Here is a 13,944-nt window from a genome sequence, read left to right on the forward strand (position 1 = left end):
TTGGAAGCGATGCAAGTGTTCAATACGTGGGCGTGAAGGATCTCCAGATGGGGTCAGGTGCTCAAGCTTTCAGGCCCGGGCGTGGCCGGGCGCCAGGCCGGTCAGCTCGCGGCCGCACTCGGCGGGCACCGCCGGCCACCCGCGCGGCGGCGCCCGCGCGGGTGCACGGGCCGACGAACAACGGCATCCTGGGGACTTGCTCCGCCGGGTCGCGGGGGCGCCACCTCAGGGCGCTCACAGGACGCGGCGCACGCCGGGCAGCCGGCGGATCGGCCCCGCCAGCGCGAAACAGGCCGGCAGCGTCACGGCGGCCACGAGCGCGAACTTCGCCGACGTCGGCCACGCCAGGGCGCCGAACGCGAGACCGGCCGCCGTCACCACGAACGCGTGGATCACGTACACGGTGAACGCGTGGGCCGACAGGTAGCGGCCCAGCGGCCCCTGGCCGTCCAGCCTGCTGCGGAAGAGGGCGAGCAGCGCGAGCACGGCGCCGACCGCGAACGCCGAGTCCCACAGCGCGAAGAACAGGGAGCTCAGCGTGCCGTGCCCCATCCACGCCTCCAGCCCGCCGGCCAGCGCGAGCGGCAGGAACACCAGGCTGGCCCCGGCGGCCAGGCCGAACCCGGCCCAGCCGATGCGGGGGGTGACGGCGTGGAACCAGCCGCGCCGGTAGGCCACCGTGCCCGCGACGAAGAAGCTGACGTACTGCGGCAGGTAGGCGATGGTCGGGAAGTCGACGACCGGCACCCAGGTGCCCGCCGGGAGCACGATCCGCAGCGCGTACGTCCCCAGGGCCAGCACCGCCACGAAGGCGATCACCATGGGCAGGGCGGGCGGCCGGACGGCCCGCTCCCGAGGCCGCCGCCGGGCGCCGGCGAGACGGACGGCGGCGTAGCAGACGTCGAAGACGAGCAGCGCGAGCACGAACCACAGCGGCCCGGAGCCGATCGTGTCCAGGTAGGCCGCCAGCGGCGAGCCGTCCGGGTAGGAGCCGGCGTGCAGCAGCGGGCTGAGCACGAAGTAGAACACGACCAGCGGGATCCCCAGGCGGATCAGCCGGTCGCGCAGGAACGCGCCGGGGCCCTTGCGGTCGTAGGAGCCGGGCGCGAAGTAGCCGGACAGCAGGAAGAACGCGCCCATGAACCAGGCCTGGTTCACCAGTAGGAAGATCGACAGGCCGACGCCGGCCGCCACGCTGGTCGGTGGCTCGGTGTAGTACCACAGCGGCATCCCGCTGTACATGATGGCGACGTGGTGCAGGACCACCAGCGAGGTCAGCAGGATCCGCAGGTTGTCGGCGAACCACAGCCGCGCCGGGGACGCGCTGCTCCGGGCCGGTGGCGCGGGGCGGGGGTCGGCTCTCATGGCGCACTCCGTTTCGGGTCGTCGGACGTGATGACGACGCTAGGAAGCGCGGGCAGCAGCCGGTATGCACCTGGACGTACACAGGGGTGGAGCTAGGCACACCCCTGGGCGGAGCGAGCCCGTCAGGCCAGCGCCAGCGGCCTGACGGGCGCGCCCGTCGCGCCGGCCAGCGGCAGCGGGTTGACGATGAGCAGGACCTCGCGGTGGCCGGCGTCCAGCAGCGGCCACAGGCGCATGGTCTCCACGATGTTGATCCCCGCCTCCACCAGGAGGATCCGGTGCACCGGCAGCGTGGCGTGACCGCGCCCGGGCGGGATGTGCTCGAACGCGATGCTCTCGGCCCCCACCAGGCGCGGGCGCCGCTCGGCCAGCCAGCGCCCGGCCGCCGCGCCCGGGCCGGGCGCGCCGCGGGACTGGCCGGTGAACAGCTCCGGCTCGCCCCAGTGCCGCGACCAGCCCGTGCCGATCAGCAGCGCCTCCCCCGGTTGCGGCGCCAGCCCGTCCGCGGCCCTGTCGAGGTCGGCGGGGGTGATCTCGTAGCCCGGCGGCAGCGCGGCGACACCGTGCACGGCGGCCACGTCGAGCAGCACGGCCCGGCCGACGTACGGCTCGAAGGCGTCGATGCCCAGCGCCGTGAACCCCGCATGCCCCTGCACCGCCGCCGCCTCGCGCCCGCCGTGCAACCTGCCCTCCTGCGAGACGTGCGCCAGCGCGTCCACGTGGGTGCCCACGTGGCCGCCGGTGACGATGACCTCGTTGGCTGCCGACCCGCCGTCGGCGCGCACCACGTCCCCGTGGCGGCGCTCCAGCACCATCCGGAACGGCACGTGGTTGGGCGACTGCGGCATGCCGGTGCGCATCGGCTGGGCCAGGTCGAACACCTCGGCCCCGGCCAGCGCCTCCCACGGGGCTCGCACGAGAGGACGTCCTTCAGGGTGTTCCACTACGAGGAAAGCTGTTCCAGACTGTACGGCAGGAGCCGACCGGCAGGAAGGGCACACCCTCATGCCGACGACCGGGCACCCCCGCCGCCGCGGCACCGGCGGCGCCAGCCAGACCGTCGCGACCGTCGAGCGCGCGGCCGACGTGCTCGTGCTGTTCGCCGATCCGGCCGCGCGCACCCTCGGCGTCACCGAGATCGCCGGGCGGCTGGAGCTGTCGAAGGCGGCCGTCCACCGGATCCTGGCGTCGCTGCGGCTGCGCGGCCTGATCGACCTGGACGAGCAGAGCAGGCGGTACTCGCTCGGCCTGACCGCCATGCGGCTCGGCCTGGCCTACCTCGACCGGCTGGACCTGCGCAGGCTCGCCGCGCCGGAGCTGGTCACCCTGTCCACGGCGCTGTCGGAGACGGCCACGCTGTCCATCCGCACCGGGCACGCGCGCGTCTACGTCGACCAGGCGACCCCCAGCCGCGAGGTGATCATGTCGGTGACGCTCGGCGTGCCGTACCCGCTGCACGCCGGCGCCTCGTCGCGGGCGTTCCTGGCCTTCCTGGCCGAGGAGGAGATCGACGACTACTTCGCCACGCAGCCGCTGACCCGGCTCACCGAGCGGACGCCCGTCGAGGAGGCCGCGCTGCGCGCGGACCTGGCGGCCGTCCGGCGCCGCGGCTACGCCCGCTCCCGGGCCGAGCGGCAGCCGGGCTCCGCCTCCGTCGCCGCGCCCGTGCTCGACCACCACGGGCGGCCCGCCGGGGTGATCAGCGTGTGCGGGCCGCTGGAGCGCTTCCGCGGCGAGGAGAGGCGGTGCGCGCGGGCGCTGCTGGAGACCACCCGCAAACTGTCGGCCCGGATGGGCCACGCCGCCGCGGAAGGGGCACCATGATGCGATACGACCTGCTCGTCAAGGGCGGGACCCTGGTCCTGCCGTACCACGGCGAGGTCCGCGCCGACCTGGCCGTACGGGACGGCCGGATCGTCGCGATCGGCGAGGAGCTCGACGGCGGCGCGGAGGTGATCGACGCCGCCGGGAGGATCGTGTTACCGGGAGCGGTGGACGCCCACTTCCACCTGGGGATCTACCGCGACCTGGGCGTGGACGCCTTCGAGGAGACGCGGTCCTGCCTGGTCGGCGGGGCGACGACCGTCCTGTCCTACTTCCGTACGGGACAGCACTACCTCGACAGGACCGGGCCGTACCAGACGATCTTCCCCGAGGTGCTGCGGGCGGTCGCCGGGCGCGCGTGGACCGACTACGGCTTCCACCTGGCCCCGATGACCTCCGGCCAGATCGACGAGATCCCCGCCCTCGTCGCCGGGCACGGCATCACCTCGTTCAAGTACTACATGTTCTACAAGGGCTTCGACCTGGCGGCCAACAGCCGCGACGCCCGCGCGTTCACCATGAGCGACGAGTACGACCTCGGGCACCTCTACCTGATCATGGAGAAGCTGGCCGAGACGCAGGCCGCCCACCCCGGCCGGCGGCTGTCGCTGAGCCTGCACTGCGAGCAGTCGGAGCTGATGCGCGTCTTCATCGACCGCGTACGCGTCGGCGGCGCCCCCCAGAACCTGCGCGCCTACGCCCAGGCCCGCCCGCCCCTGACCGAGCAGCTCGCCATCGCCGAGGCGGCCGTGCTCGCCGGGCACACCGGCGTCGAGATCAACCTGCTGCACCTGTCGAGCGCCGAGGCGCTCGAGGCGGCCGCCCGCACCCCCGCCAGGCGCGAGACCACCCTGCACCACCTGTGCCTCGACCACGACGACCTGGACGCGCGCGGCGGCCTGGGCGGCAAGGTCAACCCGCCGATCCGCACCCGCGAGCACAACGAGGCGCTGTGGGCGGGCGTGGCCGACGGGCGGATCGACTGGGTGGCCTCCGACCACGCCTGCTGCCTGGAGGAGCACAAGGGCGACGACCTGTGGCCGGCGCGGCCCGGGTTCGGCGGCACGGCGCTGCTGTATCCCGTGCTGTTCTCCGAGGGGCACCTGCGCCGGGGCCTGCCGCTGACCAGGATCGCCGAGGTCGCCGCCGCCAACCCCGCCCGCGCCTTCAACCTGTGGGGGCGCAAGGGCGGCCTGGCCGTCGGGTTCGACGCCGACCTCACCGTCCTGGACCCGGCGCTGACCAGGACCGTCACCACGGACCTGCTGCTGTCGGGGCAGGACCACTGCCCGTTCGAGGGCGTCCGGGTGACCGGCTGGCCGGTGACCACGGTCGTCGGCGGGCGGGTCGCCTTCCACGAGGGCAAGACCGCCGGCGAGCCGTCGGGCTCCTACCTGCACCGTTGAGACGGACCGCCGTAAGGAGCGGAGATGAGCGCGCTGCCCCTGGACGACGTGCGCGTCGTCGAACTCGGCCAGCTCCTGGCCGGCCCGTTCTGCGGGCAACTGCTCGGCGACTTCGGCGCCGAGGTGATCAAGGTGGAGGACCCCGGGCGCGGCGACCCGATGCGCCAGTGGGGCAGGGAGAAGCCGCACGGGCGTTCGCTGTGGTGGCCGGTCGTGGCGCGCAACAAGAAGTCCGTCACCTGCGACCTGCGCACCCCCGAGGGGCAGGGCCTCGTCAGGCGGCTGGTGGCCGGCGCCGACGTGCTGCTGGAGAACTTCCGGCCCGGCACGCTGGAGCGGTGGGGCCTGTCACCGCGGGAGCTGCACGCGATCAATCCCCGCCTGGTGATCACGCGGGTGACCGGCTTCGGGCAGACCGGTCCGTACGCCCCGCGCGCCGGATACGGGTCGATCGGCGAGGCGATGGGCGGCATCCGCCACGTCACCGGCGACCCCGACAGGCCGCCGTCGCGGGCCGGGATCTCGCTCGGCGACTCGCTGGCCGCCACGCACGCCTGCGTCGGCACCCTGGTCGCGCTGCACGAGCGCGAGCGCAGCGGCAGGGGCCAGGTCGTGGACTCGGCGATCTACGAGGCCGTGCTGGCCATGATGGAGTCGCTCCTGCCCGAATGGCAGCAGGCCTCCTACCAGCGCGAACGCACCGGCCCCGTGCTGCCGAACGTCTCACCCAGCAACGTCTACCCGACCGCCGACGGCGAGTCCATCCTCATCGCCGCCAACCAGGACAGCGTCTTCGCCCGGCTGGCCCGCGTGATGGGCCGCCCCGAGCTGGCCGCCGACGCCCGCTTCGCCACGCACGGCGCGCGCGGCGAGCACATGGCGGAGCTGGACGCGCTCGTCGCCGCCCGCCAGGCCATCGTGCGCGTGCCGCACCCCGAGTTCGGCGAGCTGGCCATGCAGAACGTCGTGCCGAAGCTGTCGGCCACGCCCGGTGCGGTGCGCACCGCCGGGCCGGAGCTCGGCCGGCACAACGACGAGGTCTACGGCGGGTTGCTCGGCCTGACCGGCCAGGAGCTGGCGGGGTTGCGCGAGAAGGGCGTCATCTGAACGGACGAATCCCGACACGGACGAATAGGGCAGGGGCGGATCCGGCAGGGGTGGCCGCGCGCGAATGGGTTGCCTGATTCGTCCGCTTAAGTCGTGCGAGGGCGGCTAAAGTCGATCTTTCATCGGCGCGAGGACGATCGGGGAGCTCCATGAGGACGCACATGCGGTTCGAGGCGTCAGGTCCTCCGTCACCCGCATCGGCCGTCGCGCTGCCCAGGCAGCTCCCGGCCGCGCCGGCCACCGTGGTGGCAAGTCCACAGCCACGGGAGTCGGTCACCGTGGTGGCGAGACAGCAGCCGCCAGAATCGGCCACCGTGGTGCCCAGGCCATCGCCCGCTGTGCCCGGCCACCTGTTCAGTGGACGGGAGGCGGAGCTTCGCCTCCTGGATGAGGCGCTGTCCCAGGAGGGCGCCGCGAGAGCGGTCGCGATCGTGGGCGCGGGCGGCGTCGGCAAGACATGGCTGGCCCTGCACTGGGCGGACCGCAACGCCGGCCTGTTCCCGGACGGGCAGCTCCACGTCAACCTGCGCGGCTCCGACCCCGTGACCCCGCCCGTGCCGCCGGAGGAGGCGGTGCGCGGCTTCCTGCTGGCGCTCGGCGCCGACCCCCGGGCCGTCCCCGCCGAGCCCGAGGCCCAGGCCGAGCTCTACCGGAGCATGATGGCCGGCCGGCGCATGCTCGTCCTGATCGAGGACGCCGCCTCCCCGGCTCAGGTGGAGACGCTGCTGCCCGGCACCACCTCCAGCGCCGTCCTGGTGACCAGCCGCCGGCACCCGGGCCGGCCGCTCTCGGGGCACGGCGCGCAGGAGCTGCCCTTCACCGGGCCCGATGCGCAGGTGTCGTCGTTGGGCGGGCTCGGGGTGCAGGAGCTGTTCCCGGGCGGGCCCGGCGTGCGGGTGCTGCCGCTGGAGGGGCTGAGCGAGCAGGAGGCGTCGCGGCTGCTCGTCCGCAGCGCCGGCACCACCCAGCCGCACGCCGTGCGCGACCTCATCCGCCACTGCGCCGGCCTGCCGCTCGCGCTCGGCATCGTGGCGGCGCGCGTCGCGGCCCGGCCGCACCTGCCCCTGGACACCCTCACGGCCGAGCTGCGCAACGCCGTCACCCATCCGGAGACGCTGGACGCGGGCGAGATCCCCGGCGGCCTGCGCGCCGTCCTGCACGCCTCCTGCCTGAGCCTCGCCGAGGACGCCAGGCGGCTGTTCCTGGCCCTGGGCCCGGCGCCGGTGCCCGACGTCGGCCTGCCTGCCGCGGCGTCGCTCGCCGCCCTGCCCGCCGCGCGCACCCGCACGCTGATGCGCCTGCTGGAGGCCGCGCACCTGGTCGTCCAGTACCGGCCGGGCCGCTACCGCATGCACGACCTGATCCGCCTGTACGCGATCGAGCAGGGCCGGCCAGCCGCCTCGGCAGCCGCGCTGAGACGGCTGGTCGACCACTACCTGCACACCGCGAACCGCGGCGAGCACACCCTGGCCCCGCAGATCCGGCCCATCACCATGAACCCACCGGCGCAGGGCGTCGACCTCACCCCGTTGACGACGGAGCAGGACGCCCTGGAGTGGTTCGACGCCGAGCGCGACTGCCTGCTGGCCCTCCTGCGCTGGACCGCCGACCAGGACTGGAACGAGAACACCTGGCGGATCGCCTGGTCCATGGACGAGATGCTGCAGCGCAGGGGGCACGTCCACGACCGCGTCCACGTCTGGGAGGCCGCCGTGTTCGCCGCGGAACGCCTCGGCGCGGCCGAGGTCCAGTGCCTGGCCTACCGCCGCCTCGGGCACGCGCACCTCCAGGCGGGCGACCACGCCGCCGCGCTGCCCGCGCTCCGCCGGGCGCTGGCCCTGGCCGGGCACCTTCGCCGCCTCCGCGGAAACCGCCCGGCCGAACGCCGAACCGTCCGGCGCCACCTCATCGGATGAGGACGGCACCCGTCATCGGACGAGGACGGCACCCGTCCTCGGACAAGCGCGGCACCCCGTCCCGCCTGACGAGGGCGGCGCCCCGTCCCGCCTGACGAGGGGCGGCCCCCGTCCCGCCTGACGTCCGGCTAGGACGCTCGTACGGTGCGTGCCAGCACGTCGTCCACCGTGCCGCCCGCGCCCAGCCTCCGCACCGCCTCGGCCAGTTCGCTCACCCGGCCCTCAGGCAGCGCCCGGCCCGCGTTGGAGCGGAACTTCGTCTCCAGCTCCGCTGCCGAGAGCGGGTGCTCGGGCCCGCCGCGCGAGGAGTCCACCCGGTGCTCCAGCGTCGAGCCGTCGTGCAGCCGCACCCGTACCACCGCCGCGAACGCCCTGGGAAAGATCTCCGAGGCCCGCTCGTCGGCCACGCACCGCACCCGCCCCGCCAGCTCCAGCCGCGCCGGGTCCAGCGCGGCGAAGTCCTCCAGCGACAGCCCGAGCCCGCCCCCGCCCAGCAGCGCCGCGGCGACCGTGTAGGGGCCGGAGAACTTTGCGTGGTACGGCGAGCGCGGCCGGACCTTCTCCTCCCGCGGCTCGGCGATCGTGCGCAGCACCGGGCCGGGCACCCCCACCTCGACCTCCGCGATCCGCGACGGGTCCAGCCCGCAGCGCCGCAGCGCCAGCGCGCAGTCGATGACCGGGTGGGTGAAATGGTTGGTCGGGTACGGCTTGTAGACCGTACGCAGCAGTTCCCACCGCTCGCCCAGCCCCGACATCAGCGCATCGGCGTCGTACCGCCCGCCCAGCCATGCCTGGAAGAACCCGAACCGCCCCTCCAGCACCGTCGGCGGCCCGGTCAGCCCCTCCGCGGCCAGCACCGCGGCCGACACCCCGGCGTGCGCGGCCCACCCGCAGTGCACCCGCTTGACCGTCCCGCCCGTACGGTTCGCCTCGATCAGACCGGCCCCCATCGAGGCCGCCACGCCCATCGCGTGCGCCACCCCCTCGGCCGTCAGCCCGAACAGCAGCCCCGCGGCCACGGCGGCGCCCAGCGTGCCGCAGATGGAGGTCGCGTGCTGGCCCTGCTCGAAGAAGAGCGAGTTGCGCTCCTGCGGCAGGTAGGACGCCATGCCGAGCCGGCCGCACACCTCGATCCCCGCCGCGACCGCCGCCACCAGCTCCGCACCGGACGCCCCCGCCCCCTGCGCCGCCACCGGCTCCGCAGGAAAAGCGCCCACTCCACGCTCCGCAGGAAACGCGTCCACCGCGTCCGCATGAATGGCGCCGGCCTCACGCTCCCCGCAAGACGCGCTCGCGTCCTGCGCCGTCCGCCGCTCCGCGTGAAACGGCGCTGCGGGCGGGGCCCAGCGCACGCCCGCGCTCTGGGCAGCCGCCAGCGCCGCGGGCACGACGGACGCGCTCGGGTGCAGCACGGACGGCAGGTGCGTGTCGTCGAAGTCGAGCGCGTGCGCGAGGGTGCCGTTGACCAGCGCCGCCGACGGCGCAGGCAGCCGGTCGCCGCTCCCGATCACGGTCGCCTCGCCGCTGCCGCCCCAGCGCCGTACGGCACGCAGCACCGCCGGCGCGGCGTCCCCGTCCGGCTCGGCGCAGGCGGCCAGGCAGTTGCCGAGCACGTCCAGCACCCGGCCCGGCACGTCGTCCCGAACCGCGGCCGGCAGTTCACCGTCCCTGCACGCCACCGCGAACTCGGCCAGCCGCCTCACGTATGTCATCCGCTCTCCTCACAAGCCGTCGCCGTCCCATCGTCCGCGGGAACGGCGGCGTACGGGAAGGGCGGAGATGATCGGGCGGGCATGGGTCGCCCGGCTTCCAGTTGCGCGACTCGCGCTCGTTCAGGCGCTCCGGCCCGGCTCATGGTCACGGGCGGCGTGTCCGGCCGGGATCTACCGGCGCAGCCACCTCAGCGCCGCGTCCGCGCAGTCCTCCGGGGTGCTGTTGAAGGCGATGGCTGCGCCGGGCGCGTGCAGCCGCACCAGGTTGACCACCTTCTCGAAGAGCTCGAGCATCGGCTCGTAGGTGCGGATGCCGCCCCCGATCACCACGCAGCCGTGCTCCGCGCGGGTCAGCGCCGCGACGATCGCCCCTTCGGGGTCGTCGTCGACCGCCACCAGGCACCAGTCGGCCTCGATGCCGAGGTCGGCGAACCGGGCCTGGCCGCGTGCGATCGCCGCCTGGACCGGCTCGGGGTCCCAGCCGTCGATCCTGGCGGGATCGAGACCGATCACCAGCACTCGTGCCACTGCCACGCGCCCTCCCTCCCGGCTCGCCACGAGTCTAATCCTGCCGGCCGTCCCGCCGGAGTAGTTCGTCCCGCGAATTTTGTTATTCTTGGGCGGTGAATGAGCATGTTGACGGCCCGATCGGGATAGTGGCGGCCCTGGTACGGTCCACGTTCCTGGTGAACGCCGTGTACGAGGCCTCCGCCCGCGAGTACGGCATCACCCAGCAGCAGGGCCAGCTGTTGTGCGTCCTGATGCCGCGCCCGTACGGCATGAGCGAGTTGGGCGCGCTGCTCGGTCTGGCCAAGTCGAGCCTGACCGGCCTGGTCGACCGCAGCGAGCGCAACGGCCTGGTCGAGCGCAGGCCCGATCCGCACGACTCGCGCGCGGTGCGGGTGGGGCTCACCAGGCGGGGCGCCAAGCTGGCCGGCGAGTTCTACACCGAGACCTGCCGCCGCGTCGAGGAGCTGGTCTCCGGATTCCCCGAGGAGGAGCGCGACGCGCTCGCCGCCCTGCTCGGGCGCGTCGTGGCGGACAACAAGGTGCCCACCGTCTTCATGGAGCCGGTCCGCCCGCACTGAGCGCGACGGGGGTTGCAGTTCGTGCCACGAACTAATATGGTTCGTGGCACGAACTGAGCGTTGAGAGGCAGGAAAAATGTCCGCACATGACGTCGTCTTCGGGTTCGGCACGCATCCCGGCATCGACGACATACCTGAGCTGTTGCGCATGACCCAGCAGGCCGACCGGGACGGGCTGGACCTCTTCACCCTGTCCGACCACCCCTACATCGGCGGCCGCCTGGACGCCTACGCCGCGCTCGGCTTCGTCCTCGGGCGCACCCGGCACATCGCGGGCTTCGCCAACGTGACCAACCTGCCGACCCGGCCGCCCGCCATGCTGGCCAGGACGGTGACGTCGTTGTCGGCCCTGTCGGAGGGCCGGATCGTGCTCGGCATGGGCGCGGGCGGGCTGTGGGACCGCATCGCCGACATGGGCGTGCCGCGGCTGTCGCCCGGCGACGCCGTCGACGCCTTCGAGGAGGCGATCGTCCTGGTCAAGCTGCTGTCCGGAGGCGGCTCCCCGGTCACCTTCGAGGGCGCCCACTACCAGGTGCACCGGATCGAGCCCGCTCCGGTGGCCGCGCCGCCCGTGTGGACCGGATCGGTCGGCCCGAAGTCCCTGGCCGCCACCGGCCGCGTGGCCGACGGCTGGATCCCCGGGCACGCGGCCGACTGGCTCAGCGAGCGCTACCGGTCCTCGCGGCCGATCATCGACGAGGCGGCGGTGGCCGCCGGCCGCGACCCGGGCGAGATCCGCACGGTCTTCAACCTCCCCGGGCGCATCACCGACCGGCCGCTGCCCGCCACCCGCGACGGCGAGGGCCGCTGGCTCGGCGGCTCCCCCGGCCAGTGGGTCGAGGAGCTGACCGGGGCCGTGCTGGAGCACGGCGCGTCAGGCTTCACGCTCTTCGCCGCCGGCCACGGCGCCGTCGACGCCACCACCCTGGCCCGCTGGGCCCAGGAGATCGCCCCCGCCGTACGCGAGGCGGTGGCGAAGGAACACGGCCGCGAGCGGCGTCACTCGATGCCGAGCGACTCCTCCAGGTAGGCCATCGCGCCCACGGGCTCCTCGGCGAAGAGGACCAGGTCGGTGAGGGGACGCGGCAGGAAACCCTCGTCCTCCATCCGCCGGAACTGCTCCTTGAGGCCGTCGTAGAAGCCCGCCGTGTTCAGCAGCACGACGGGCTTGTCCGTCCGCCCGTGCTTCTTCAGCTCCAGGATCTCGGTGGCCTCGTCCAGCGTGCCCGTGCCGCCCACCATGATGACCACCGCGTCCGCCTTCTCCAGCAGCAGCTTCTTGCGCTCGGCGAGGTCGGAGGCGATGATCATGTCGTCCACGCCGCGGCGCGCCTTGCCGGCCAGGAAGTCCACCGAGACGCCCATCAGCCGCCCGCCCGCCGCGTGCACGCCGTCGGCCACCACCTTCATCAGCCCCACGTCGGAGCCTCCCCAGACCAGCGTGTGCCCGCCCTTGCCGATCAGCTCGGCGAACTCGCGGGCGGGCCGGGTGTAGGTCTCGGGCAGGTCAGCGGCCGACAGGAAGACGCAAATGTTCATGAGGACCACCGTAGGGGGTGCCCGCCGCGCCGCGGGACGGGGTCAGAGGTGCCGCCCCCACCAGTCGAGGATGGCCTCGAAACGGGCCACCCGATGGCTGGGCAGCCCCGAGCGGGACAGCTCGTGACCCTCTCCAGGGAACAGCAGCAGCTCCGTCTCCACCCCGCGCAGCCGGAGCTTGACGAACAGCCGCTGCGCCTGCTCCACCGGGCACCGCCAGTCGTGCTCCGAGTGGATGATCAGGAACGGCATCTCGATCTTGTCGGCGTGCGTGAGCGGGCTCTGCTCCACCCAGCGCGCCGGGTCCTCGCCGTACAGGTCACGGGTGAACGACCAGCCGATGTCGCTGCTGCCGTGGAAGCTGTCGATCGCGTTGAGCGCGCGCTCGCTGATCGCCGCCTTGAACCGCTCGCCGTGGTGCGCGGCCAGCCAGGTGGTCATGAAGCCGCCGTGCGAGCCGCCGAGCACGCCGGCGCGGGAGGCGTCCAGGCCGCCGGTGGCCAGGGCGGCGTCCAGCAGCGCCAGCAGGTCGATCGCCGACAGGCGGCCGACGTCGCCGATGATGTGCCGGCCGTGCGCCTGGCCGTAGCCGGACGAGCCGCGCGGGTTGCCCATGACGACCGCGTACCCGGCCGAGGCGTAGACCTGCGCCTCGTCGAAGACGTGCCAGCCGTACTGCGTGAAGGGGCCGCCGTGGATCATGAGGAGCACCGGGTGCGGGCCCTCGCCGGCGGGGCGGACGATCCAGCCGTGCACGGGGTAGCCGTCGGGCGCCGTGCCGGTGACCTCCTCGATGGGCAGCACGTCGAGGTCGCGGCCGAAGGAGGTGAGGGTGGTCTCGCCGCCGTCGCGCAGGGCGACCAGCTCTCCCGGGGTGCGGGCGTCGGCGACGACCGCGACGGTGACGCCGCCGGCGTGGGCGACGGCGTTGACCTCACGCCGGCCGCCGATCAGGACGTCCGGCTCCGTGCCCGCGTACGGCACCCGCAGCAGGTCCCTGGCGCCCCGGTTCTCCACGGTGACCAGCACGCCGTCGGCCGTGGGCGCGTAGGGGTCCTCGCAGACGTGGAAGCGCTCCTCGTCGGTGAGGCGGCGGGCCTCGCCGCCGGCGAGCGGCGCCAGCCAGAGCCCGAGGTTCCTGCAGACCAGGTGGCGGCGCTCGGGTCCGGTGACGGTGCCGAGGAAGCACACGGCGTCGCCGTCCGGGGTGAAGCGCGGCGCGGCCACCGTCAGGTCGGTGGCGGTCACCCGGCGCAGGCCCGAGCCGTCGGGGGCACTCACCCACACGTCGTTGGCGAGCGAGGCGTCGCGCTCGTCGTGACGGGCCGCCACGAACGCCAGCAGCGAGCCGTCCGGGCTCCAGGCCACCTCGCCGTGGTCGAAGTCGCCCTCGGTGACCTGGGCGGGCGCGGGCTCCTCGGCGAAGGGGTCGACGACGAAGACGTGCGCGCGCCGGTCGAGGACGAAGCCCAGGTTGTCCCAGCGGTAATGGAAGCCGGTGATGCGGCGCGGCCGTTCCTTGTCCGGCTCGCCCTCGCCGTACCGGCCCTCCTCGGGCACGCGCGCGACGAAGGCCAGCCGCCGCGAGTCGGGGCTCCACACCGGCTCGCTGACGCCGAGCGGCTGGTCGGTCACCTTCCGCGGCTCGCCGCCGCCGGTGGGCATCACGTAGAGCTGCGGCTTGGCGCCGTCACCGCCGCGGACGAAGGCCAGCCAGGCGCCGTCGGGGGAGTACGCCGGCTCGGCGTCGCGCGGCCCCCGCGTCAGCCGGCGCGGCTCGGCCGAACCGTCGGTCGGGACCAGCCAGAGGCCGCCGCGGTACTCGTCGGCCTCGAGGTCGGGCCGCGTGACGGCGACGATCGCATGCTTCCCGTCGGGCGAGATCGTCGGCGCGCCGAGAGCATGCAAAAGGGAGATATCCGCAGGTTTCATGCGCACGACCCTAACCGCAGCGCTTCGGCGGCCATAGCGGCGCGGAGATCACATA

The 13,944-nt window shown here is 73.9% G+C and carries 12 protein-coding genes; 6 read left to right on the forward strand and 6 right to left on the reverse strand.

Going from position 1 to position 13,944, the window contains the following annotated elements:
* Positions 1 to 234 precede the first annotated feature (234 nt).
* Both ACBJ32_RS40170 and ACBJ32_RS40175 read right to left on the reverse strand, forming a co-directional pair.
* The gene (locus ACBJ32_RS40170; protein ID WP_375131233.1) at positions 235 to 1,365 is read right to left on the reverse strand and encodes an acyltransferase family protein; all 1,131 of its coding nucleotides are present in this window, start codon (positions 1,363 to 1,365) and stop codon (positions 235 to 237) included.
* 122 nt (positions 1,366 to 1,487) lie between these two features.
* Entirely contained in the window at positions 1,488 to 2,282 is a 795-nt protein-coding gene (locus ACBJ32_RS40175; RefSeq protein WP_375131234.1) for a cyclase family protein, read from the reverse strand.
* Positions 2,283 to 2,370: 88 nt separating this feature from the next.
* Between ACBJ32_RS40175 and ACBJ32_RS40180 the strand changes: the two genes are divergently transcribed.
* From ACBJ32_RS40180 to ACBJ32_RS40195, 4 genes are all read left to right on the forward strand, one after another.
* On the forward strand, positions 2,371 to 3,189 hold the full coding sequence (locus ACBJ32_RS40180; protein WP_375131235.1) for an IclR family transcriptional regulator: 819 nt from the start codon (positions 2,371 to 2,373) through the stop codon (positions 3,187 to 3,189).
* A complete protein-coding gene (locus ACBJ32_RS40185) occupies positions 3,186 to 4,595 on the forward strand; it encodes a dihydroorotase family protein (RefSeq protein ID WP_375131236.1) in 1,410 nt (469 codons plus the stop codon). The genes ACBJ32_RS40180 and ACBJ32_RS40185 overlap by 4 nt, the downstream gene beginning before the upstream one ends.
* Positions 4,596 to 4,619: 24 nt before the next feature.
* Complete coding sequence (locus tag ACBJ32_RS40190; RefSeq protein WP_375131237.1) at positions 4,620 to 5,702, forward strand: CaiB/BaiF CoA transferase family protein; 1,083 nt, start codon at positions 4,620 to 4,622, stop codon at positions 5,700 to 5,702.
* Between the two features lie 149 nt (positions 5,703 to 5,851).
* On the forward strand, positions 5,852 to 7,618 hold the full coding sequence (locus tag ACBJ32_RS40195; RefSeq protein WP_375131238.1) for a hypothetical protein: 1,767 nt from the start codon (positions 5,852 to 5,854) through the stop codon (positions 7,616 to 7,618).
* A gap of 128 nt (positions 7,619 to 7,746) precedes the next feature.
* Here the strand turns inward: ACBJ32_RS40195 and ACBJ32_RS40200 are convergent, their stop codons facing one another.
* Entirely contained in the window at positions 7,747 to 9,330 is a 1,584-nt protein-coding gene (locus ACBJ32_RS40200; protein WP_375131239.1) for an MmgE/PrpD family protein, read from the reverse strand.
* Between the two features lie 171 nt (positions 9,331 to 9,501).
* The gene (locus ACBJ32_RS40205) at positions 9,502 to 9,864 is read right to left on the reverse strand and encodes a hypothetical protein (RefSeq protein WP_375131240.1); all 363 of its coding nucleotides are present in this window, start codon (positions 9,862 to 9,864) and stop codon (positions 9,502 to 9,504) included.
* 89 nt (positions 9,865 to 9,953) lie between these two features.
* Here ACBJ32_RS40205 and ACBJ32_RS40210 point away from each other — a divergent pair, with 89 nt between their 5' ends.
* Together ACBJ32_RS40210 and ACBJ32_RS40215 are read left to right on the forward strand one after the other, a co-directional pair.
* Positions 9,954 to 10,418: a MarR family winged helix-turn-helix transcriptional regulator gene (locus tag ACBJ32_RS40210; protein ID WP_375131241.1), complete on the forward strand. Its 465-nt coding sequence runs from the start codon at positions 9,954 to 9,956 to the stop codon at positions 10,416 to 10,418.
* A 76-nt stretch (positions 10,419 to 10,494) separates the two neighbouring features.
* A complete protein-coding gene (locus ACBJ32_RS40215) occupies positions 10,495 to 11,448 on the forward strand; it encodes an LLM class flavin-dependent oxidoreductase (RefSeq protein ID WP_375131242.1) in 954 nt (317 codons plus the stop codon).
* Here the strand turns inward: ACBJ32_RS40215 and ACBJ32_RS40220 are convergent.
* Positions 11,418 to 11,957, reverse strand: a complete 540-nt coding sequence (locus ACBJ32_RS40220; RefSeq protein ID WP_375131243.1) for a TIGR00730 family Rossman fold protein — start codon at positions 11,955 to 11,957, stop codon at positions 11,418 to 11,420. The genes ACBJ32_RS40215 and ACBJ32_RS40220 overlap by 31 nt on opposite strands.
* Before the next feature lie 42 nt (positions 11,958 to 11,999).
* On the reverse strand, positions 12,000 to 13,889 hold the full coding sequence (locus ACBJ32_RS40225; RefSeq protein WP_375131244.1) for a S9 family peptidase: 1,890 nt from the start codon (positions 13,887 to 13,889) through the stop codon (positions 12,000 to 12,002).
* Positions 13,890 to 13,944: the final 55 nt, after the last annotated feature.

It is taken from the genome of Nonomuraea sp. GTA35, from assembly GCF_041950525.1.
Lineage (GTDB): Bacteria > Actinomycetota > Actinomycetes > Streptosporangiales > Streptosporangiaceae > Nonomuraea.